At 52.2% G+C, this 21,884-nt stretch carries 16 protein-coding genes; 8 read left to right on the top strand and 8 right to left on the bottom strand.

What is annotated here, in order from left to right; all coding sequences use genetic code 11:
• Positions 1 to 220: 220 nt before the first annotated feature.
• The 5 genes from V6F91_RS23350 to V6F91_RS23370 form a co-directional block, all read right to left on the bottom strand.
• A complete protein-coding gene (locus tag V6F91_RS23350; protein ID WP_332768581.1) occupies positions 221 to 868 on the bottom strand; it encodes a response regulator in 648 nt (215 codons plus the stop codon).
• A 53-nt stretch (positions 869 to 921) separates the two neighbouring features.
• Positions 922 to 4,149, bottom strand: coding sequence for a hybrid sensor histidine kinase/response regulator (locus V6F91_RS23355; protein WP_332768582.1), 3,228 nt, complete (start codon positions 4,147 to 4,149; stop codon positions 922 to 924).
• 60 nt (positions 4,150 to 4,209) lie between these two features.
• The gene (locus tag V6F91_RS23360; RefSeq protein WP_332768584.1) at positions 4,210 to 4,767 is read right to left on the bottom strand and encodes an EAL domain-containing protein; all 558 of its coding nucleotides are present in this window, start codon (positions 4,765 to 4,767) and stop codon (positions 4,210 to 4,212) included.
• Positions 4,768 to 4,977: 210 nt separating this feature from the next.
• Positions 4,978 to 8,586 carry a transporter substrate-binding domain-containing protein gene (locus V6F91_RS23365; protein ID WP_423815352.1) on the bottom strand — a complete coding sequence of 1,203 codons (3,609 nt, stop codon included), beginning with the start codon at positions 8,584 to 8,586 and terminating at the stop codon, positions 4,978 to 4,980.
• 122 nt (positions 8,587 to 8,708) lie between these two features.
• Entirely contained in the window at positions 8,709 to 9,932 is a 1,224-nt protein-coding gene (locus V6F91_RS23370) for an EAL domain-containing response regulator (protein WP_332768588.1), read from the bottom strand.
• Between the two features lie 209 nt (positions 9,933 to 10,141).
• Here V6F91_RS23370 and V6F91_RS23375 point away from each other — a divergent pair, with 209 nt between their 5' ends.
• The 7 genes from V6F91_RS23375 to V6F91_RS23405 all read left to right on the top strand — a co-directional run bounded on the left by V6F91_RS23375 (position 10,142) and on the right by V6F91_RS23405 (position 17,024).
• Positions 10,142 to 10,768, top strand: a complete 627-nt coding sequence (locus V6F91_RS23375) for a response regulator transcription factor (RefSeq protein ID WP_332768590.1) — start codon at positions 10,142 to 10,144, stop codon at positions 10,766 to 10,768.
• 153 nt (positions 10,769 to 10,921) lie between these two features.
• Positions 10,922 to 11,479: a fimbrial protein gene (locus V6F91_RS23380; protein ID WP_332768592.1), complete on the top strand. Its 558-nt coding sequence runs from the start codon at positions 10,922 to 10,924 to the stop codon at positions 11,477 to 11,479.
• 249 nt (positions 11,480 to 11,728) lie between these two features.
• The gene (locus tag V6F91_RS23385) at positions 11,729 to 14,314 is read left to right on the top strand and encodes an outer membrane usher protein (protein WP_332768593.1); all 2,586 of its coding nucleotides are present in this window, start codon (positions 11,729 to 11,731) and stop codon (positions 14,312 to 14,314) included.
• 84 nt (positions 14,315 to 14,398) lie between these two features.
• The gene (locus V6F91_RS23390; protein ID WP_332768595.1) at positions 14,399 to 15,151 is read left to right on the top strand and encodes a fimbria/pilus periplasmic chaperone; all 753 of its coding nucleotides are present in this window, start codon (positions 14,399 to 14,401) and stop codon (positions 15,149 to 15,151) included.
• A gap of 321 nt (positions 15,152 to 15,472) precedes the next feature.
• Complete coding sequence (locus V6F91_RS23395; RefSeq protein ID WP_332768597.1) at positions 15,473 to 15,994, top strand: fimbrial protein; 522 nt, start codon at positions 15,473 to 15,475, stop codon at positions 15,992 to 15,994.
• Entirely contained in the window at positions 15,991 to 16,494 is a 504-nt protein-coding gene (locus tag V6F91_RS23400; protein ID WP_332768598.1) for a fimbrial protein, read from the top strand. Before V6F91_RS23395 ends, V6F91_RS23400 begins: the two co-directional genes overlap by 4 nt.
• Positions 16,491 to 17,024 carry a fimbrial protein gene (locus tag V6F91_RS23405; RefSeq protein WP_332768600.1) on the top strand — a complete coding sequence of 178 codons (534 nt, stop codon included), beginning with the start codon at positions 16,491 to 16,493 and terminating at the stop codon, positions 17,022 to 17,024. Before V6F91_RS23400 ends, V6F91_RS23405 begins: the two co-directional genes overlap by 4 nt.
• A gap of 370 nt (positions 17,025 to 17,394) precedes the next feature.
• Here the strand turns inward: V6F91_RS23405 and V6F91_RS23410 are convergent, their stop codons facing one another.
• The gene (locus tag V6F91_RS23410; RefSeq protein ID WP_332768602.1) at positions 17,395 to 17,628 is read right to left on the bottom strand and encodes a hypothetical protein; all 234 of its coding nucleotides are present in this window, start codon (positions 17,626 to 17,628) and stop codon (positions 17,395 to 17,397) included.
• A 1,840-nt stretch (positions 17,629 to 19,468) separates the two neighbouring features.
• On the opposite strand from V6F91_RS23410, the gene V6F91_RS23415 reads away from it, so the two are divergent.
• Positions 19,469 to 19,918, top strand: a complete 450-nt coding sequence (locus V6F91_RS23415) for an HAD family hydrolase (protein ID WP_332768604.1) — start codon at positions 19,469 to 19,471, stop codon at positions 19,916 to 19,918.
• A 1,353-nt stretch (positions 19,919 to 21,271) separates the two neighbouring features.
• On the opposite strand, the gene tnpB is transcribed toward V6F91_RS23415, so the two are convergent.
• The gene (gene tnpB / locus V6F91_RS23425) at positions 21,272 to 21,472 is read right to left on the bottom strand and encodes an IS66 family insertion sequence element accessory protein TnpB (protein ID WP_332768608.1); all 201 of its coding nucleotides are present in this window, start codon (positions 21,470 to 21,472) and stop codon (positions 21,272 to 21,274) included.
• A 63-nt stretch (positions 21,473 to 21,535) separates the two neighbouring features.
• Positions 21,536 to 21,790, bottom strand: a complete 255-nt coding sequence (locus V6F91_RS23430; RefSeq protein WP_332768610.1) for a transposase — start codon at positions 21,788 to 21,790, stop codon at positions 21,536 to 21,538.
• Positions 21,791 to 21,884 lie beyond the last annotated feature (94 nt).

Here is a 21,884-nt window from a genome sequence, read left to right on the forward strand (position 1 = left end):
ACCCACGAACTGGCCGTTATCCAGACTTCCAATGACGCCGACCTGGCCATTATCGAAAAGTAGGCGTTGTACGAGGTGTGTGATGTAGGTGTCTACGACTAAGAACAGGCATAATCCTGAATCACAACGCACCCTGTCCCGACAACTAGGACCGATCAACCGCTTACTGCCACAGCAGCGTAATTTACTAAGGGTCTCAAAAAGCAAAGTAAATCGCTCTTCAGATGACTCTGTGCTCCTTGCAAAACGCGAAAAGCTCCTGATCGGAATAAACGCCCAGTTTACGCATGACGGAAGTCTTTTGCGTACTGACTGTTCTCGCGCTACGTTGCAGATTAGTGGCGATATCTTTGACACGGACACCGGCCAAAAAAAGACGCAGAACCTCGGCCTCTTTGGCCGACAGGCTTTCGATCCGCTCGCTGGCCAACGACGTAGACTCCAAGACGCTTTCAGGTCCAAGTGAATTAATACTTTTAAATATTTCTCCCCTGGAAATTGCCAGAAGCGCAGTATTTATTTCACTGAGGTCAATGCTTTTCTGTAAAACGCCACGCACACCACAGTCGTAGAGACTGCCAAGAAGTGATCGATTGCTAAGCATTGTCAGCACCAAAAAACGCACATTAGGAAAGTGTCTAACCAAATAATTGATAAAACGCACTCCATCACCGTAGTTTTCGTCTCCAGGCATATAGAAATCAGTGATGACAATTTCCGGGGAGTGTTCCGTGATCGCGCCCACCAACTCACCAGACGTTTGGGCAACTCTGACGACCTCATAAAGACCTGTACTTTCAATCGTCTCTTTTACCCCAGCCAACACGATGGGATGGTCATCAGCCAACACCACTTTTCTTTTTTTCATGCTCGAACTACCTTCGTGAAAGAATGAATTGCTGAGGACTCTTTCCCTACCCGTCATAGTTCTTCCATTTCCTGCTTGATGCTTGCCAAGACCTCTTCTATTTCTCGCGCACTGTCATCGCCCCAGCCGTGGGCATTCAACCGCGCCTCAATAGCTGCGCAGCGATCCAGAAGGCTTTGTGCTTGAACGACCGATAATCCCCCTCGTATCCGATGCATCAATGCACACACGGCATATACATCCTTGCCTTGCAATGCAGCCCGAATTTTTACTAGATCTTCGTTGAAAGTCTGGATAAAAACCTCGCGTAGTTGACTGGAAACCTGCAGGATGCCTTGGCCTGCCAAGGGGTCCTCGCCAGGCAATACCGCGCCGTCCAGATGCCCACAAAGCGACAACAACGCATCATGCAGAGTTGACAACAAAATGGGTTTGACAATGCACGCATTCATGCCAACTCCTACGCAACGTTCTTCCTCTTCTCGCATTGCATTGGCCGTCACACCAATAATGGGTGTGTGACTGTCGTCGCGACGTATCGCAACAGTCAGTTCGTAACCATTCATCTGCGGCATGTTGACATCAGTCAATATCACGTCGAACGCATCATGTTCCCAAAGTCGCAACGCCTGCACACCATCGGACGCCAGTGTTACGCTGCAACCCAATTGCTCAAGCTGCTCTTTGAGCAGTGTCTGATTGATCGGGTTATCCTCAGCCACCAACGCATGTAGGCTGAACCGACACCAACGACTTATAACCCCGACGCCATCATCCGCGGCCAGCGGCACGCCTTGAGATAATGCAACAGCGCGCAGCAGGTCCCTTAAGCTATATAGGCTGATCGTATAACCATTAGAAGTGTGCTGAGGGGTAAGCAGCCCGCTTTCCGAACACGCAATTCGCCTACCACTCCAAGCGAGATCTGATAATAGCTCAGGCATTACATCAACCAGCACGGCATGCGGGTAACGCCCTTCTGAGACATCAGTACCGATGACCGCCAGCGCCCCGAAACGCGTCAGCCAATCACGCACGCAGACTGCCAGTTCCTTGATGGGCGCACGCACTACCACAGCCTCGCTTCTCAGTGCCATCTCTGGCAGCAGAGCACGCTCTCCGGGAACTACCGCAAGGGGAAGCTCTAAAGTGAAACTGCTACCTAGTCCCTTATCACTTATTACTGAAAGGCTGCCACTCATCATTTGTGTCAGGCGCCAGCAAATTGAAAGGCCTAACCCTGTGCCACCAACGGTATGTTGCCGATTGTGTACTTGATAGAAGGGTTCAAACAGGTGTACCTGATCTTTACTCGCAATACCACAGCCTGTATCGGTGACTTGCCATTGGCAGTACCAGACACCCTCTATCCGCTCACTCTTTAAACGCAAAGCGATGTATCCGACATCCGTGAACTTGATCGCGTTGCTGACTAGATTACTGAGTATCTGGCGGATTCTATTCACATCGCCTATTACCCGTAGTGCAATGTCAACATCCACGCAGCCATAGAGATGAAGGCCCTTAATAGCCGCTGCAGCTGAATAAGACTGGAGAACTTCCTCAACCATTTCCAGAGGCGAGAACTCCTCCTGCTCAAGCGCCAGCTGTCCTGCCTCGATCTTCGATACGTCTAGGATATCGCTGATGATTTGCAACAAGATCGTCGAAGATTGCTGCATGGTTCGCACTTGCGACTGTTGCACGTTGTTCAGCTGAGAAAACGATAGAAGCTCAAGCGTTCCGAGAACACCGTACAATGGTGTGCGAATTTCATGGCTCATTGTTGCCAGGAAAATTGATTTTGCTTCGCTCGATGCGTCAGACGATTGTTTTGCTGCAGCCAGCGCCTGCTCAGCGAGCTTGTAAGAACTAATGTCATTAAAGGCACAGAGCACCACTTCTTCGCCTTGGTAACGAGAGAGTGAGAAGCTGACTTCAAGCTGTCTGTCATTAATTCTGATCGAGATTGGCATGAGCCTCTGATCCGCTTCATTACCTGGTTCCACAGACCTCCATACACGATTCAATTGAAGGATACTTTGCTCATCCCCAAACCAAAGGCGCGCCAATTCGTTTTCCATGACGACGGTGTGATCCTTACGTGCCAACACACACAAGGCCACTGGTGCTCCCTGAATAATTGTTCGACTAAAGGTGTCGCTTTCTACGATTCTTTCGTGGGCACGGCGGGCCGGTACCACCACTTTTAAGTTATACCAGCGTACAAAAAAATAGCCGGCCACAACAACAACCAACCAAACCCTTAACAGCGCCAGCAGATGCCATTTCGTATACTTAAAAAAGCTGCCATACGTCAGATGATAGTAGCCGCGCCAGCCATCTTGAGCAGTGACCTTGATCAAAAGACCTGCACTAGTTAAAGTCAGCCCGTCTTGCGTTTCGTGGAAGCCCGGAATTCTACGCGTGAGCATCAACCCTTCAGGGGTAATCAACTCCATCGTATCGAATACTGTCAGATCGCTCAGTCGCGACGTGTCGAAAATAGAGTTCAAGTCCAACAACGTGCTTATAACTAATTGACGCTTCTGATTGTCAAACCATAAGTTATCCGTGATATCAGTGTTGGTATAAGCAATAAATTGTATAGGCGGCCCGTCTGCTTGCGCAGGGATTGCTGGCGCCCATCGTACGTGTCCCTCGTCCATGTTCTCGGGACGATATTGTAGAATTTGTCGTTTAATCGCTTCGCTCTGTTCCAGAAAGCTCGTTTGCGCGTCCAACTCTGCTCCCGAGGAAATTTCGGCTGCAGGAATGCCCATACTGATCGAACTATCAAGATCAATCAGCAACGTTTGCGGCGCCACATAAGACGATCGGCTCCAAAACGAACCATAATAATTGGCGATCAAAACGCCGTAACGTCCTATGTCGTTGACTTCATCTAATGAAGCTACTTTCGTTGGCATGGCGAGCGTGAACGGCATTGCGAAAGAGAATTCAATGCCCTCGAAAATCGAGATACCTCGCACTTCTTTCAACAATCGATTATGTAGGGGAATAACCGCTTGGTCTTTTTTCTTGGTGGCGTCATCACTCTGTCTGACAGCTCGCATCAAAAATGCTTCATGCTCGTGAACCGTGCCCATCAGGCGTGAAAAGTGAAAATCAATCTTCGACACTTGCTCCTCAAGCAAGCGTTCGACAGCCACATATGTCACCGCGAAAAGTAGAAACGCTGAAGAGGCAGATAATATGAGCAGTCTGTTCAGCCGTAACGCGGTACGGATAAATTTTCTAAAATGATTTTCCTGCCTCATGGCATCTTCCACATTACGCAACCGATTGACTAGCATGGTGCATGGACTGCATCAACGCCCTTATTGTTGCAACAAATCCGAGAGCGCTTGCGTCGGCAAAGCTTTGGATATCAAAAACCCCTGCACTGCATCACAATCGAATTGACATAAAAGCGCTAACTGCGCAACATTTCCACCCCCCTCTGCGACGACTTCGAGCCCCCAATACTGGGCCAACGCTCTTATCCCCTTTTGCGGCACACCAATACTTTCTTCATTTTCGCAGTTAGCAATCAAGGCGCGATCGATTTTTAATTCTGTAAAGGGTGTATTGACCAAATGGTAATACGATCTGAACCCTTGTCCAAAATCATCTCGAGCCAAGCCAAACCCTTTCAAGCGCAAGCGGCAGACTCCCGCGATGTAATGAATCTGCAATTCGGTCATAGAACACTCTGTCAATTCAAAGCATAGCTTAGTAGGTACTCCGTTCAAGTGTAGAACATGCACCAAAAGCCGGTCAGGCAAGGTCTCATCATTCAATAAGTGCGCTGGGAAGTTAATCGATACCGGTACCCGATAACCGATGTCCTGCCACGCGAACTGAGCCTCAATCGCTTGCTCGATCATACTGAACAACAATATCTCCGTGAGTCCAGCATCGATCAGCTGCGCTAGAAAGGCCCCGGTAACAAGGTGCCCAATCTCGGGTGGTTCCACCTGACCAAGGCTTCGGCAGAGGCGATCCGACCGCTTCGCAAAGACGTTTTCGGCTGGAACCCCCGTTTTTTTGGGCATGTCGAGTAAACTCTAAATCCCTTTTTTGCATTACGTTATCGCCAATTATTGCTACCGGAGACACAGTAAGGCGTGCTCCAAAGCAACAATGGCTTCTTCAACTTGCCCAACCAGCTGTTGGAGCCGTACCAATGAAACCTTTGAGTCCTGACATGCGACTTCCAGTCTTCTGCAGCACTCTACCAGTTGTTCACCCTTTACTACGCGGGCGGCGCCTTTTATCCGATGGGCCAGCTCTACAAGATTTTCTATTTCACCGTTTCGCAGTAATGCCTTCATAAGTAGGCAGTCATTTCGATTGCTTTTAATCAGTTCAGCAAGTATCTGTCGAAATTTGATCGGCTCGCTACTGATCATAAGCTCCAGCGGCGCAAGATCGATCAGCTTGAGCGGGCCAGGTGTGGATATTAGTTGCTTTGTTTCGGGCAAATCGGCTTCATCAACCACATAGTGCTCCAACAAGCGTGCGTCCAGATCATCAACACCGATCGGTTTGATCAAGCAATCGTTCATGCCCGCTAGAATGCACAGCTCTAGCTCCTCCGGCTGTGCATCGGCCGTAAGGCCGATGATCACAGTAGGTTCCAATGCGCTTTCGAGTTCTTCTCGCCGGATAGCCCGTGTCAGTTCGACACCGCCCATGACCGGCATATGGCAGTCAGTAATGACAATATCAAATGGTTGCTCACGCCAGTGTTCTAAGCCCTGCTGGCCGTTTTCAGCCTCGCTGACATCGTGGCCTAGAAATGCCAACTGCTGATACAACACCTGTCGACTGACCTGATGATCATCTACCACAAGTACTTGCAGACGATAACGTTGCTTGTTCGGCCCGGACGCTAAAAGTGGCGCGACGCTGATGCACTCAAGAACTTGTAAGCGCAAGTTAATGTCGACTCGAGTGCCTCGGCCTAGAGTGCTACTCATAATTAACAAGCCACCCATTAGTTCGCAGAGTGAACGAGAGATTACAAGGCCCAAGCCAGTGCCTTCGGCGTGCTGTACTTGGACAAATGGGCGAAACAGGCGCTGCTGATCGGTCGGACTTATACCGATCCCTGTGTCTTCGACGCTCAGGCTTACGTTGAGCAGGTTGCCATCGATCAAGACACCTATAATACTGACCCTGATCTCTCCCTCTTCGGTAAATTTTATCGCGTTGCTGACTAGATTAGAGAGGATCTGCTTAAAACGTAAAGCATCAATTAACACATCGCAATTTACAGTTGAGTCGATCTCGAGAACTAAGTTCAGACGTTTCTGTCGGGCCAGCCCTTCAAACACCCGGGCGACCGACTCAACCAACACTCGTAGATTGGCGCGCTTGGGCGAGAGACTTAGGCGACCAGATTCGATACGCGCAATATCAAGAATATCGCCGATTAACTCCAGTAGGCATTTCGCTGAGGTATGGGCGATTTCGATACTAGCGCGATCGATAGATTCACTATTAGCGCGCTTGAGCGCCAGCTCCAGAATGCCGATAACGGCGTTCATTGGCGTGCGAATTTCATGGCTCATCGTCGCCAGGAAATTGCTTTTGGCCTTGCTGGCGTCGTCTGCATAACTCTTCGCCTCTTGCAACTGCTGCACCAGTTGTCGATGCTCAGTAATATCCAACCAGCCGCAGATAAGGCCCTTAGTGACGCCCTGTGAGTTCTGGAATGGTTGTACCCAGTGACTAATCCACACCTCTCCACCTTGTAGCTGAATAGCATGTATCGACTCAATCGTCTGGTCGTCACGTATGGCATGCAGGTAATCGAGATGAAATTCAGGCGGAGCCTCAAAATTTTTTCTGGGTAGCCGATCCGAGGTCTTGTTTAGCACCTGCTCAGTACTCAAACCTACACTCTTGAGGTAACTACGGTTGCACGAGAGGATGCGTCCGTTTAAATCACACACGTACATGGGGGGCGGCATAGAGTCAGTCAAGGTCTGAACAAACCGGAGTTGGTCGTTGAGCATCCGCTCAGCCGTGACCCTTGCTTTGATCTGCCGACGTAGATAAATCACCCAGAACAACGCTAGCAACAACAATAACGCAGCGCCTAATATAACTTGACGGATCACCCGCTCGTAATCGATCCATGTTTGCCCGTTCATGTTAGGTAGGGGACGCCATCGATTATAAATCGCGTTGAGCTCGTCCGGCGCTATACTCTGGAGTACTTTGTCGATGATGGACTGTAATTCCGCATCACTTCGGCGGTAGGCAAAGTTAATCGTGCCTGGCCCCACATCAAGCACTTGATTGATGGCTAGCTTGTCACGAAACAACCTCTCGATGTAATAGCGCGCTGTGGGTAGCGCCGTTACAGCGGCGTCAGCCTTTCCTTCATAAAGTAGACTCATTGAGTTCAGTGTGCTGCCGGCTTCGATCAGTATCGCTCTGGGATATAGCTCACGAAGTCTTTTTAACGCGACATGGCCAGTCGCTATTGCGATGCGCTTATCGGCCAAGTCTACTAAATTTCCTTTTTCTTGATTGTTGGTGAGCAACACAAACGGATCGGCGAACAGCGGTCGGGAAAAACGCAGGAATTCTTCACGCTTAGGGCTGGCGGTCATCAGTGCCAAATCAGTCTCGCCACTTTGCAGTGCTTTTATGATCTGCGGAAACCCCCCGCTATACGATGTAACCTGAAAACGCAGACCGGTACTGAGTGTTATGACTTCAAGAAGACCGGCGACACCACCGATAAACATCCCATTGGAGTCGAAGTATGCACTTGGGGCCAAGTCATCATTCACCACTAATCGGACAACCGGATGACGCTCAATCCAGCGCGACTGTTGCATAGTGAGCTCGATAGGCTCTTCTCCAGGAATGAAGCTGTTACCGACCCAGCGCATCGCTAAACGCCTCAGTCGACCATTACCGATCACGGCGATGGCGTTGTTAACCAAGCCCTGCAGTCGAGTGTCGTTACCACGAAAGGCATAGCTGTAACCGCCAATGGATAGCTGACTGAAGCGCTCAAAGCTCAAATAACCGTAAAACGAGCGGTTAATTTGGTAATAAGCGCTATACAGATCGTCTAGATAAACATCCGCCTCACCAAAGGCGGCGGCGGCGATCGCTTTACCGTGGTCAGCGTATACTTGGAAGTTAGCGTGAGGATAGCACTGTTTTAATTGGTCGATGTGCTCACGAGTGACAGCGACCCTTAAGTCGGCTAGATCGATGGGTAAATTACGTGACTCTCCTCTACGTTTGAAAACAGCGAGTCGATCCAGAGTGTAAGGAGTGCTGAAAATCAGATCATCACGTGGTGCCAGGCCGCGCTGCCCGCTGATCAAATCTATGCTTCCCGCTATCAGCGCCTGTTCAGCATCTTGATCGTTGGCAAATGGTACGACCTTCAACTGCACTCCCAATAACTGCGAAACAAGTGCAGTTGCATCAGCACTGATTCCCTCATACTGATTCTCCACTGCATTGATCGAGAACGGCGCAGATTCGCTGGGCGTTACACCGACCCTAAGCTCACTTTTGCGTCGTAGCCAGAGCCAATTCTCAGGAGAAACCTCCATATCGTGGAGGTCAATATGTAATTCGCTGGCAAGCGCATGAAAGGGCAGAGGCAGTGGTGCAGATGCCACTGAGGTGGTTATCAGGAGTGGACACAAAATCATCCAGAGAGAGCGTAAGTACATATGAGTTCAAACCGAATGTGCCCAAGGATGCTGAAGCCAACGATTGCGGCAGTGGCATCCGGGAGTCATGACCTAAAATAGTAGCTGTCAGTGACTATGGATAGCGCGATTATAGTTCAATACTATTGCCGTTGTTCATTCATCAACTGGTGACTCGGCCCCGAAGTGTGTGAATTCATGCAGTATTTTATGAAATGACTTCCCGGCATCGGCCGGGCAAATAGAAAGCCTTGGGCTGTAGTGCAACCCAGATCAATCAGGCGAGCCTGCTGGTCCACGGTCTCTACACCTTCGATCACCAAGTCGATGTTCAGAGATCTAGCCAAGGCCACCGAACAACTGATGATTGCGGCGCTTCGGGGTTGGCTTTGCATCTTGCGTACAAATGCCCGGTCAAGTTTAATCTCGCTGAACGGTAGTTCGCTGAGCCTATCGAGAGATGAGTAGCCTGCACCAAAATCATCCATGGAGAGACCACATCCGAGGATGCGCAAGCGGACTAGGTTATGCAGGCTATTGACCGGTGCACTGATCAGGCCTGACTCGGTGATCTCGAACATCACAAAGGACGGTGACACACGTGCCTGCTTGAGCAGCATCGAAATGCGTTGACTCAGTGCACTGGAGGCCAGTTGCATCGGATGTAGATTAAACGCCAAGCGCGCCTCCAAACCCTGCTCTGCCAGTCGCTGATGCAGCGCCAAACCCTGCTCGAACATGTGCCAGAACATTCTATCGATAAGGTGGTGCTGTTCCATCACCGGTAAAAAGTGTGCAGGTGTTAGAATCCCTAACTCCGGATGCGCCCAGCGCGCCAGCACTTCCGCGCCTACCAACGTTTGCCCTTGAAGGGAAACTTTTGGTTGGTAATAAGCCTCGAATTCGCAATTGTCCAAACCTAGCAGTACATCGTTCAAAGTTGGCAGTTCAGCCGGCGGCAGTAATCTAGGCGTAGCATTATCGTTTGTCCGGTAGCGGGTGATAAATTCTTTGAAGCCCTCGTTGCTGAATGGTTTACCCAAATCACCGAGATAGGTTATGCCTAGGCAGCGGATCATCGATGCAGTGACATGACGAAGCATTGGATCCAGTTCGCTGCACAGCGCCACTGCCCCCACTTTTCCACTCCTGCCGGCATAACTCAGAAAGGCTAGCCCATCCGTACCTGCCACTTTAAGGTTGCAGAGCACAATATCTACGTGGCAGCGAGTTTCGAGGATGGCAATTGCTTCATCGCCGTCAGCGGCTTGTAGAACCGGGCCCGACAGTAAACTCTCCAGCGCGGTCACGGTGACCAGACGTTGGAATGGTTCATCCTCCAACACCAAAACAATCAGGTTTTGCATTGCACGTCTACACAAAAAAGGTGATTCAGTATGGGAGTGTGCTGCTGGAGTCTAAATGAGAAATTTCCCATTCTTCCTAGGAAATTTCCGAAGACAAGCAACCAAAGGTCCTACGGCAGGCCCCATTGAGCTAATGATGCTAGCCTTAGCCAACCCTAATTTTGCACAGCTGCGCACTGGCGCGCTAACTAAAGAGGCTAAAAATTACAATGCACAGCGTTCTAATTGTTGACGATCACCCCGTGATTCGGCTAGCGGTCAAGACACTTCTGGAACAACACGACATGCGCGTGGTGGGCGAAGCAGACAATGGAATCGATGCCGTTCAGTTAGTGCGTGAGCTAACGCCACAAGTGGTGATTCTCGACATTGGCATTCCTAAGCTCGATGGCTTCAGCGTCGTCACAAGGATCAAGGCCCTGAATGTACGCAGTGAAATACTTATATTGACTTCACAGCCAGCCGACGCAGTGTGTCGGCGATGCATCCAGCTCGGGGCCCTTGGCTTTGTCAATAAGGAAGAAGGTCTCGACAAACTGATCACCGCCATCAAGGCTGTGGACGCTGGCTACACCTTTTTCCCTTCACTGCCATCTGACAGGGTAACTCCAGCGGATGAGTTGACCGAGCTTAAACAGATTCAATCGTTGACTGACCGAGAATTGACAGTATTGAAATACCTGGGCCAAGGCTTCTCGAATAAGCAGATTAGCGAAAAGCTATTTCTCAGCAATAAGACCATCAGCACATACAAGACCCGCCTATTGCAAAAGCTTGGTGTTGCATCGCTAGTCGATCTAGCTGAGTTCGCCAAGCGCAATGCGCTGACTGCCTGATCGGCGCCCGGAATTATGTAGGAAATTTCCTAGCCGATCTTCGGCAACGTCCTAGGTACTTCTGCGGTCCTCGCTCCTAAGATGGCTCCAGCTCAGAAATATCGCGATACCTGAGCTTACTCATGGACAACGAAGCCAATTTAGGAATGAAAAATGAAATTAAACAAAATCGCAGTAGCTGTAGCCCTCATGTTAGGTGCGTCCACTGGTATCCAGGCTGCAAACGCAGCTCCAGCTATAGTCAAAGCAGGAGATCAGGGTCACGGTAAAATTACGTTTACCGGCTCTATTATTGATTCGCCATGCTCTATTGATCCCAACTCTGTTGATCAGACGATCCAGTTGGGTGCTGTCTCTAGCGTGGCACTGGTTGATGGTGGTACCTCCGCCCCAAAACCTTTTGAGATTCGCCTCGAAAAATGCAGCCTGGACACCGCTAAAACCGTTAAAACGACCTTTAATGGTCCGACAGGCCAGGGTGATTTACTCGGTATCACCGGTGACGCTAGCGGCGCCGGCATTGCACTGACTGATGGTGACGGTGCTTTGATCAAGCTGGGTACTGCCTCTACGGGTCAGTTGGTCAGTGTAGGGGCTTCCAACGCCACTTTGGCCTTCAGTGCCCACCTCAAAGGTAACGGTGGTGGTGCTGATAGCATCATTCCGGGTGAGTTCAGCAGTGTGGCCACCTTCATGCTGTCCTACAACTAAGGGACTCCCAAGCCTGGGCTCGCAATGCATGTGGACGCACCCACATGCATTCCTGGTCTGAAAATACAATTTACCAACTGTAGAGTTTGGTTAAGAAGCTGTGTTTGGGGACCTCTCGACGCCTGCTAGGCAATCAAAAAAATCTGAGTAAAGGCTTAATTAAGTTCTGTGATATCCCGTGCGTTGCGATCGAGCGAGCGTCATATCTCGTAAGTTACTGGCATACTTTGTGGTGTGAATATAAATGACATGGCCTTATTAATCGTGAGTACGCAGCACTGGACACGTGTATCTTTTCGCACGCGCATTTTGTGCTTTTCTATAGCTTGCGCACTCAGTGGCGCCGGGCAACTCGCCAGTGCAGAGGAAGTACAATTCAATACTGATGTTCTGGATGTTAAAGATCGCAAAAATATTGATTTGGGCCAGTTTTCCCGCGGCGCTTATATAATGCCTGGCAACTACGAGATGCTCGTGCGTATCAACAAGGAGGAACTGCCTGAGCAGTCTGTGGCTTTTTATCCCTCGGAACAGAATGTCGACGAGAGTGTGGCCTGCCTCAGTCCGACTCTGGTCGATAAGTTCGGTTTAAAGCCGGACATCAGCAAAAAACTCATATGGTGGCACCTAGGGAAATGCCTGTCACTGGACAGTCTGCCAGGTGCAACAGCCCACGCGGAACTTGGTACTTCCAGCCTGATGGTAAGCGTACCGCAAGCCTATCTGGAATATGCCGTAGACACCTGGGATCCGCCATCGCGTTGGGACGAAGGCATCCCCGGCCTGTTCGTTGATTACTACATGAACGGCCAAAGCCAGCGCCAGGAACATGGCGGTGGCACTTCTTACAACTTGAGTGGCAATGGCACGATGGGGGCCAATATGGGCGCTTGGAGGCTGCGTGCCGACTGGCAAACGCGGATGGATCACCGGCGCAATAGTCAGGGGCCGGGTAATAGCTGGGACTGGAGCCGCTATTACGCTTACAAGGCGTTGCCAGCCCTTGGGGCGCAGTTTTCGCTGGGTGAGAACTACCTTTATTCCGATATCTTTGACAGCTTTCGCTTTACCGGCACCAGCCTGATCACCGATGAAAGCATGCTGCCGCCGAACCTGCGTGGATATGCCCCGGAAGTGGCAGGCGTGGCGCGGACCAACGCCAAAGTGGTGATCAGCCAGCAGGGCCGGGTGTTATATGAAACCCAGGTCGCATCGGGGCCGTTCCGCATTCAAGACATTAATGATGCCGTTTCCGGGCAATTGGATGTGCGGGTAGAAGAGCAAGATGGCAAAGCGCAGTCGTTCACTGTCGAAACCGCCAGCGTTCCCTATCTGACCCGGCCTGGCTCTATACGTTACAAGGTGAGCAGCGGACGTCCATCGGACTTCAGCCATAGTACCGATGGACCAATGTTCATCACCGGTGAAGCTTCGTGGGGGGTGAGCAACGGCTGGTCGCTCTACGGCGGTGGTCTAGAGAGCGGTGATTATAAAGCCCTGGCCTTTGGGGTGGGTCGTGACCTGATGACATTTGGGGCATTGTCATTTGACGTTACCCAGTCGCGGGCGCGACTGCCTCAATCGGATCAGGACACACTGAGCGGTGCCTCTTACCGGCTGCGCTATTCGAAAAACTTCGACAAATACGATAGTCAGGTGACCTTTGCCGGGTATCGCTTCTCGGAGAAAGACTACATGTCCATGAGCGACTATCTGGATGCCCTTAACTTCGGCACCCGCAATGAAAACAACAAAGAGTTATACAACGTCAGTTTCAGGCGGAACTTCAGCGACAGCGGGTTGAGTACCTACCTCAACTACGACCACCAGACCTATTGGGATACCAAGGCTAATGACCGATACACGATTACAGCGTCAAAGAGCCTCAGCTTCGGTCAGTTCAGGGCAATAAATCTGTCGGTGACAGCGTACCGAAATAAATACGGCGGTTCCGACAAAGACGGCATGTACCTCTCTCTCTCTATGCCGCTGTGTGGCGGAAACAGTTCTGTCAGCTACAGCGGCGGCTATGACCGCGATGCTAACACTCATCAGGTGGCTTATTACAATCGTCTCAAAAATGGCGACAGTTATCAGCTCAATGGCGGCAAAAGCAGCAACGGTAACTCTGCCAGTGGTTTCTACAGCCATGACGGGACTCTGGCCCGGCTAAATGCCAACACCAGTTACCAAGAAGGGCGTTACGCCTCCGTCGGTATGTCGCTTCAGGGTGGGGCGACGGCCACCATGAAGGGGGCGGCGATACACCGCTCTAACATGGTCGGCGGCACTCGAATTCTGGTCGACACCGACGGCGTAGCGGACATTCCTATTTCAGGATATGGCACAGCCATCCGCACTAACCGATTTGGTAAAGCAGTGGTCACCGACGTCAACAGTTATTACCGCAGCCAGGTAAGCATTGACGTCAACAAGTTGCCGGAAAGCGCCGAAGTGGCGCGCTCGGTGACTCAGGCCACTCTGACCGAGGGGGCCATTGGTTATCGCCGGTTTGAGGTTGTGGCCGGTCAGAAAGCGATGGTGGCGATCCAGCTGGACGATGGTTCAACCGTACCCTTTGGTGCCACGGTGAAAAACCACAAGGACCAGGAGGTGGGCATCGTCAGCGATGATGGCAGCGTCTACCTCAGCGGTATCAACCCAGGTGGGAAAATGAGCGTGCAGTGGAATGGTCAGGCGCAGTGTGAACTGCAGATACCAGCGCAGATTTCCGAGGGCGACATGGCAGAACTGGTGTTGCCATGCACCCGGCTACTCGCCAGCGATTCGCCAAAAAAGGCGCGGGTTGACCCCGTACGGCTAACACATCTGTAGTGGTTGGGGCAGGCCAGTGTGACGCTCTCTTCAACGGCCTGCCTTTGAAATTTTTACAGTGACACAAACAGTGAGTAATAAAGGATGAACATTCTTAGCAATCCCCATTTTAGCGTGGCTGGCGGCCTGCTGTTATGCATGCTGGGTCTGCAACAGGCGCAGGCGGCCGTGGCATTGGACCGTACCCGGGCGGTGTTTAACGATGGCGAAAAGTCCATCAGCCTCAGTATCAGTAACGACAACAAGACTCTGCCTTACCTGGCGCAAGGCTGGGTGGAGGATGCGCAGGGTAACAAGATTACCAGCCCATTGACCGCTCTCCCCCCCCTGCAGCGCTTGGAGCCAGGAGCCAAAAGTCAGATCAAGATACAAGCCCTGCCGGGTGCCAACCTGTTAGCGCGGGACCGCGAGACGTTGTTCTACTTCAACTTGCGCGAAATCCCGCCTAAGAGCGAAAAGCCCAACACCTTGCAGTTGGCACTGCAGACGCGCATCAAGTTGTTTTATCGGCCAAAGGCACTGGGCGCAACGACCGGCATGGTGCCCTGGCAGGAACAACTGACCCTGAGCAAGCAGGGCGACAAATACCAGGTGAACAACCCGACACCCTATTACGTGACGATAGTCGACGCGGGTAGCGAACCTGGCCCCAACGGCGCCGATGGGTTTGAGCCGATCATGTTGGCGCCACAGGGAAACGAGATGCTGAACCTTGGGGCTTCCGTGCTGGGCCCGACGCCGGTGCTGACCTACGTCAATGACTACGGCGGTCGCCCGCAACTGCAGTTCACCTGCAACGGTAACGACTGCAAGGCAAAGCCCACCAAGCCAAATTGATCACTGGAGAAATGGTGTCTTGACGCAATGTAGGAGCCAAACATGGAACAGCGAAAAAAACCATTACCGGCCTGTCACTCCACCCACGGCAAGATCAGCGGGTCAGGCCGGCGGCGCGCAGGGTACCGCCGCTACCGAATGCCCACGCAGAGAGTCATACCGGTGTGGACGGCATCGCTGGCGTGTGGCCTGTACATGACACGTTGAAAATGACCTCGTCGCACCAGGCTTTGCGACAAGGAAACATGGGCAGCACCCGGTTGAGCCAAGCGGGGTGGTATTCAGCCCAGTGGAACTTGCGACAAGAGTCACGGGAGAAATATGGCCACTGAAAAACCACTCCGCTATGCGATGCGTGCCCTGTACATTGCTTTGTATGTCGCTCTGGTTGTATTTGGGACGACAGTTCACCCGGTCATGGCTGCTTCACACAGCACCATCAACGTAATAGTGATTCTCACGGCGCCGCCTTGCGAAATTAACCACAACAAGCTTATCGAAGTTAACTTCGGCAACGACGTGCTTACCACCTTGGTGGACGGCAACTATAAAAAAATGCCGGTGCCGTACACGGTGCAGTGCCCAACTGGTGCCACCAGTGCGATGAGTATCCGTATAGAAGGCACAGGCGCGGCGTTTGATCCTGACGTGTTGATGAGCAATATCACCGACTTTGGCATTGCCATATCAAGTAACGGGACCTCCCTGCCGATTAACAGCTCGAAAAACTTCACCTACCCGAATTGGCCGCAACTTGAGGCGGCTCCGGTCAAGCGTAGAGGCGCCACCTTGAGTGGCGGTGTCTTCTCCGCGGGGGCAGTCATGAAGGTGGAGTACCGATGAACATGCGAGACGTGATGAAACTGTATGCAGGCAGGGTGCTGTTACTGCTCAGTGCCACTTTGAGCGCGCCGGGCATGGCGGCGGACAACATGAAGCTCTTCGGTACTCTTATTGAGCCACCCCCGTGCACCATCAACGACGGTGGTCAGGTGGAGGTGAATTTTGGCAGCCGTGTAGGTGTGAAAAAGGTGGATGGCGTGCACTACTTGCAAGTGATGAATTACCAGATCAAGTGCGATCCAAGTGCGAGTGCCCGAGACATGACATTGGAAATCATGGGTACCCCGTCGGATTACGACACCGCGGCAGTGACCAGCAACGTGACTGACCTAGCGATCCAGATCAAACAGAACGGCAAGCCTTTTGAATTGAACAAGCCAATCGCCATTAGCCTGACCAGCCCGCCGACTCTATCGGCCGTGCCGGTCAAACGGGTGGGCGCAACGCTGAAAGAAGGGCCGTTTGAGGCCACTGCGACCTTGCGGGCGGCGTACCAATGAACCAGCGCAAGAAACATCTGTATTCCCTGGCGTTAATGTTGATGCTGATGTTGAACCAGACGGCGCAGGCGGAGAATGTTCGGCTGTACGGCGCCTTGGTGGCTGAGCCTTGCGTCATTGCACCCGGAGGCGAGAGCGTGACATTGGACTTCGGCACGGTGACTGACAAGTACCTGTATACCAACCAGCGCACCCTCGGCCAGCCGTTTGATATACGCCTGACGGAGTGCGATGTGAGTCTCGGTAAAACGGTCAAGGTGACCTTCAGCGGTATTGAGAACCCGCATCTGCCGGGGTTGCTGGCGATTGACAGTGCCAGCCAGGCCAACGGTATTGCCATTGGCATGAAAACCCGGGCCGGTCAGAAGTTACCGCTGAATAAGACCATCGAAGGCGTCCGGTTGGTCAACGGTAGCAACACCCTGACGATGATTGCCTTCGTGCAGGGCGAACCGGCGGCAATTGCCAGCAAGACCATTGGGCGCGGTCCGTTCAGCGCCATTGCCACCTTTAGTCTGGAATATGAATAAGGCTGAGAGTGGCTGGTTGGCGGCGTATTTCTGGTTGGGCAAACGATGCCGGCATGCACCGTCAGATGCAGTTGTTTGGCACCCTAGTTTCCATTGGCGAGACAAGGTGAGGCTTTGTATCGGCAGGTGTGTCGCGGTAATTATCTCTTGCAACCGATGCAGGTACATCGGTACCACCACCATCGCTGGGACGGTGATGCGCCGAAGACGGCCTTTTGCTGAAATGGGTTGCGCTGCAGGTAGAAAATTGGCTGACGCTGCACGAACGCTGCCCCACATCAAAGGCTGGGATGGGGGACGGTAGTCGGTAGTCGGTAGTCGGTAGTCGGTAGGTGGAGTGTGGAGAGCACTAGACTCGGGGGACTTTTCCTTAATATATCGCACGGATATTCGCGGTTACTGCCGCCATGTCCTCGAGCAGAAGTTGCTGAGTCATGTACTCCAGCACCTTGGTAACAAGGTACTTGCCGAGCTTGTCGAGCAGTATCTGCATTACAGCGTCGAGGACGGTAGGGATATTTTTACGCCTGACCATGGGGTATGTCGTGGCTGCGCACCCAGTCCGCTGATGGGTGCCGCCCTGCTGTACCACGTTGAAGGCCATTTGCTATTCGGAAGGCCATCTTTTACGCGCGCTGCATGGACGATTTTGTGCTGCAGGCCCGCACGCTTTGGCAACTGCGGCGCAGCGCAAAGCAACTACATGAATTTTAACTTGGGTGGCTTTAAACCCCATCCTTACAAAACGCAACTTGGGAGGATAGAAAATAGTTTTGACTGGCTGGGCGTCTGGTCTCCCCCACGGGGACCCCCATCGCGCCTCGCGCATCAGAAACCATCGTGCACAACACCTGCGGCTTTAAGAGCAAGCTCGAAGACGGGAACTGTCAGCGACAGAAACCGCCGCGCCGGTCCTAGCGTATGAGGCACGGTGGAACAAATGGGCAATGCGAATGTTGGGGGCAAAATAGAGTTTTCTCCTCCAGCATAAACGGAAGCCTTTTTGCTGCCGCCCACCGATACGCCGAGAGGAAACGACCAAACGCAACAGGGATCGACCAACTTGGAGGACGCCCCTCCCCCCCCCCCCGAAAACCGAACAAGGGAATACCCAATGAATATAGCTCAAACCCTCGTAAACGTAGCGGCAGCGCTCGCAGTCTCCACGACGGCAAACGCGGGATCTTTGATCCTTGGGCCACTAGGCCATACACCGAATGGGGATGCCCAGTACAGGATTGATTGGATCGAACTGCAACTCGGAATCGGGCTAGACTATGGGGGCAGCGGGGCTGGATTCGCCCTTACCAACACCGCCGGTACAGTAGTCTTTAGCGCCTGCGGAAGATATATCGGGCAATGGGGAACGAATTGCAACCGCGTTCCGTGGCCTATGTCCACTTTTTGCGCTACAAAGAGCGATGCCGAGCGAGAGCTCAACCAAGCTAGGAATACTATCCTCTACGTGCCCGCGTCTACCGCAAGTCTGGCCCCCAAATGGGCATGGCGTTTTCAATGCGATAACGGCGGAGGGATGGTATGGCAAGCATCGGGAACACTACCGAATCCAGACCCAACCCCCCCACCCGCGTCATGCACTAGCAGTAACTCATCCATCACCCTGACCGGCAACGTTGGGGAAACAGTCCTTGGGGCTACCACGTTTATGATCCAATGTGACCGAAAAACCGACCTAAAGCTGAGTATTGCTAACCGCGGCCAGGTAGCTATCTCAGGGGGGGGGCAGGTCCAGCTGAAATTCAAAAAAAATAACGGGACTGCCCTAACCATAAACGCGAAAAGCACGAGCATCGGCCTAGTTGGTGAACTGACCAAATCGCCAACCACTGCTGGAACCTACCGTGGCTCAACTGTCCTGTCTCTCGACATTTTGTAAATCCAGTAGATCACCGCCGAAAACAGCCCCGTTGTCGATCCCGCCGACAAGCGGTGAAATCCGGTTGCGAACCTAGTAGGTCGAAACACAACTTGGAAGTGGGGTTGGGCTCTACAATTAAACCCCGCCGGGATCTGTAGGGTATCAACCCAAAGCACCATAGATCTAACTAAAGTAGCTTGGAATTGGTCACTGGACTGCCACACTGACCGAGGTTGTCGGCGTGAGGGATTGGAGCAGATCATGCGACTAACCAAAGTGGCTGCAGTTGGCAAGCACCGAACAAGACTTTGGCTAATTTATTGTCGCTACCGGCAGGGCAAGGCTTGCCCTACAAATCGCACCGACACCCGCCTGCTTGGCTTTCTCGCCGCTGGCCGCAGCTCTCTTGAGCCTCTGGGTCCATTGTCAGGGAAAAAAATATCTTGCACGGTGGAGAAAGACGATCATCCGATTGACTAGCCTCCATCCAGTCGCACGCATAATTCCGTCCCCACCGTATGGCGCTTGGGTGACGACTCCACCTACCCTGAACCGAGGGATAAACATGAACACGGCCGTCATTTTTGATGCGTTCGGCACATTGCTGAAAATCGATGGCGGTACACACCCCTTACGCGAAATCCTCAAACTCGGCATTGAACAAGGCCGCCGCCCAAAAATTAACGACGCGGAAAACCTTCTATCCTTACCAATGGATTTGCACGAGGCCGCCGATTTCTTTGGCATCCATGTCGAGTCAAACAAGATGGCGCAACTGCAGTCTGGTTTGCGCGCCGAGCTGGCTGGCATTCAGGCATATCCGGATGGTTTAGCCGCCGTTGAGCGTCTTCAAAACGCCGGAGTGAAGGTCGTGTTGTGTTCCAATCTTGCGAAACCTTACGCTGCCGCGATCGAACGCCTCTATCCGAGACTGGATGGCTACATCTACAGCTTTGCCATCGGGGTCATCAAGCCAGGTTTCGAAATCTACCAGCAGGCAATGCAGCTGAATTGAGAACAACGAACCTCACGCGGTTGGAAATTGAATCCCTTCTGTCAGTGTAAACATCTATCGGCTAGTCCTTCGTAACCAAACCGAGATTACCTGTGAGATCGTGACCATCCTCATTGAACAGATTTTGAGTTCTCCGCTCCTGCTTGAGGTGGGCCAGAGTTTGGAAGAAACATTCCTCACACAGGTGCAGTTCATAACGCTCCCCAGCATGGCTAGTGCCATAGCCCCAGTGAGCATGCAGTGTGCCGAACTGAGGCACGCCAACCAAGTAAGTGGAGCAACGACAAACATCGCATAGGACATCTGTCACGGGCTCGACTTCGACGCTTTCAGTTATTTTCATCGTTACCCCCTTCAAACATCTCGGTTGACGCAGCGAATTTCTAGCAATAAGGTATGCTGACTTGCTCTGGGACTCGCGGGCCAAAAGCCTCCCCCTAGAGACATATGACAGGCTCACCGTGATAGTGGGTCTTTTTTTATGTCCAAAACTCTACTCCCATGCTAGCCCTGCCCCATTTGCTAGTCGAGATGGGGAGGAGTGATCACCATTTGCAATTTCAGCCCTTATCATTAGGCTTCGCCCGGAATAGAAATCCGTGAAAACGAGGATTCATAACCGCGGTTTCTCCATGACTATTACTCCAGGTGAGCCCCTCCCAACCTGGTGCGGCGACTAGAGTGACCGCCTACACTCCACGCCTAAGGCGGCTGGCAACGTCACGAGAATGATGTCCTTGGTCTTACGAACTATGAGTTCGACAGTCGCGGTTTCGAAGTATCTTCCCTCCTCTATCAGAGCGCTTCTGATGGTTGTGGGGAAGGCATGAGAGGATGCCAGGTGCTCTGTGGAATGACTTTTCCGCCGTCGGAAAGCCTGCTACCTGTTTATCTAACAATTTTCATGTATATCGAAATTAGGGAAATTATCCTTCGGACATAAACTCACTAATTTTAGTACACATGCGCTGCATCCATGCAGTTTTCACCTGCGCTGGAATTATTGCGACGGGCCTTCCTCCAAATCAAACGCAGCAAGGGCAGATAGTTAACTGAAATCATCCGCAGCCTCCGTCGGATGCATCTCATTCACGATACGACTGATGACGGTCGACAGCCATATCTGATGCGCAACCAGTTCAGTGTCGTCGGGCCCCTCTGCGCTAGCTACCTGATAGAGTGGGCCAATTGCGCTGGCAAGTAGGCCATGGCAGGCGAGTTGAAGCACCGTGATGGCTCCTCCGGAACCGACGCGTTGCCTAGGTAAACCGAGCACTAAGGCTTGAAGTTGCTCGGCATCCAACTCGACTTCAGAGCCGTGCCGCACGCTTGGCCAAAAGAAGCGCCCTTTATTCAGCGCCGGGCTGCAAGCCAAATCCCTACGCCGTCATGCACCAACACTTTCATACGATTGGCGCGGCGGTTGGCGAACAGATAAGCACAGTTCGGCTTCGCCGCACCGAACACTGCGACAACTCGCGCCAGCGCGGTTTCAGTGCCGGCGCGCATGTCCATGGGCTCGATGGCGAGCCAGATGGAATCGATACGAATCATCGCAGCAGGTCTCGCAGAAAGCGGAACATGCCGCTGCATTTTCTGCCGGCCAAATCACCACGACTACGCCTTTTGAATGAGGCACTTCGATTCGAATCGTGGCCGAATGGCCGCTGTCGAAGACAATGCCTTGACCGGAATAAAGGCAGTTTGCAGTGCCAGGTTTTTCTGCGCATGCACCCGAATCCATTTCTGGGCAAGGTTTGCATTGAGGTTGTGGGTCAAGGCGACATTGGCAATCGAAGTGTCAGCCTGCGCGCACTCGGCGATGACCTGGGCCTTAAAGGACTTGGAATAGGAACGGCGTTCTTGTGGCATGGGCGTCCGCTTAAAAAGGCTGAAAATGGTGTCCACTTAAATTTAGGTGGAAACCATCGCCTTAAGCGATGGCATCAGGAAGGCGTGTTGCCCG

This window comes from Pseudomonas koreensis, from assembly GCF_036668835.1.
Classification (GTDB): domain Bacteria; phylum Pseudomonadota; class Gammaproteobacteria; order Pseudomonadales; family Pseudomonadaceae; genus Aquipseudomonas; species Aquipseudomonas koreensis_I.

What these genes read in the sequence shown, in the direction of transcription:
- V6F91_RS23350 (WP_332768581.1), bottom strand. Translation starts at nt 868, where the DNA reads ATGAAAAAAAGAAAAGTGGTGTTGGCTGATGACCATCCCATCGTGTTG.
- V6F91_RS23355 (WP_332768582.1), bottom strand. Translation starts at nt 4,149, where the DNA reads ATGAGGCAGGAAAATCATTTTAGAAAATTTATCCGTACCGCGTTACGG.
- V6F91_RS23365 (WP_423815352.1), bottom strand. Translation starts at nt 8,586, where the DNA reads ATGTACTTACGCTCTCTCTGGATGATTTTGTGTCCACTCCTGATAACC.
- V6F91_RS23370 (WP_332768588.1), bottom strand. Translation starts at nt 9,932, where the DNA reads ATGCAAAACCTGATTGTTTTGGTGTTGGAGGATGAACCATTCCAACGT.
- V6F91_RS23375 (WP_332768590.1), top strand. Translation starts at nt 10,142, where the DNA reads ATGCACAGCGTTCTAATTGTTGACGATCACCCCGTGATTCGGCTAGCG.
- V6F91_RS23380 (WP_332768592.1), top strand. Translation starts at nt 10,922, where the DNA reads ATGAAATTAAACAAAATCGCAGTAGCTGTAGCCCTCATGTTAGGTGCG.
- V6F91_RS23385 (WP_332768593.1), top strand. Translation starts at nt 11,729, where the DNA reads ATGGCCTTATTAATCGTGAGTACGCAGCACTGGACACGTGTATCTTTT.
- V6F91_RS23390 (WP_332768595.1), top strand. Translation starts at nt 14,399, where the DNA reads ATGAACATTCTTAGCAATCCCCATTTTAGCGTGGCTGGCGGCCTGCTG.
- V6F91_RS23395 (WP_332768597.1), top strand. Translation starts at nt 15,473, where the DNA reads ATGGCCACTGAAAAACCACTCCGCTATGCGATGCGTGCCCTGTACATT.
- V6F91_RS23400 (WP_332768598.1), top strand. Translation starts at nt 15,991, where the DNA reads ATGAACATGCGAGACGTGATGAAACTGTATGCAGGCAGGGTGCTGTTA.
- V6F91_RS23405 (WP_332768600.1), top strand. Translation starts at nt 16,491, where the DNA reads ATGAACCAGCGCAAGAAACATCTGTATTCCCTGGCGTTAATGTTGATG.
- V6F91_RS23410 (WP_332768602.1), bottom strand. Translation starts at nt 17,628, where the DNA reads ATGGCCTTCAACGTGGTACAGCAGGGCGGCACCCATCAGCGGACTGGG.
- V6F91_RS23415 (WP_332768604.1), top strand. Translation starts at nt 19,469, where the DNA reads ATGAACACGGCCGTCATTTTTGATGCGTTCGGCACATTGCTGAAAATC.
- tnpB (WP_332768608.1), bottom strand. Translation starts at nt 21,472, where the DNA reads ATGATTCGTATCGATTCCATCTGGCTCGCCATCGAGCCCATGGACATG.
- V6F91_RS23430 (WP_332768610.1), bottom strand. Translation starts at nt 21,790, where the DNA reads ATGCCACAAGAACGCCGTTCCTATTCCAAGTCCTTTAAGGCCCAGGTC.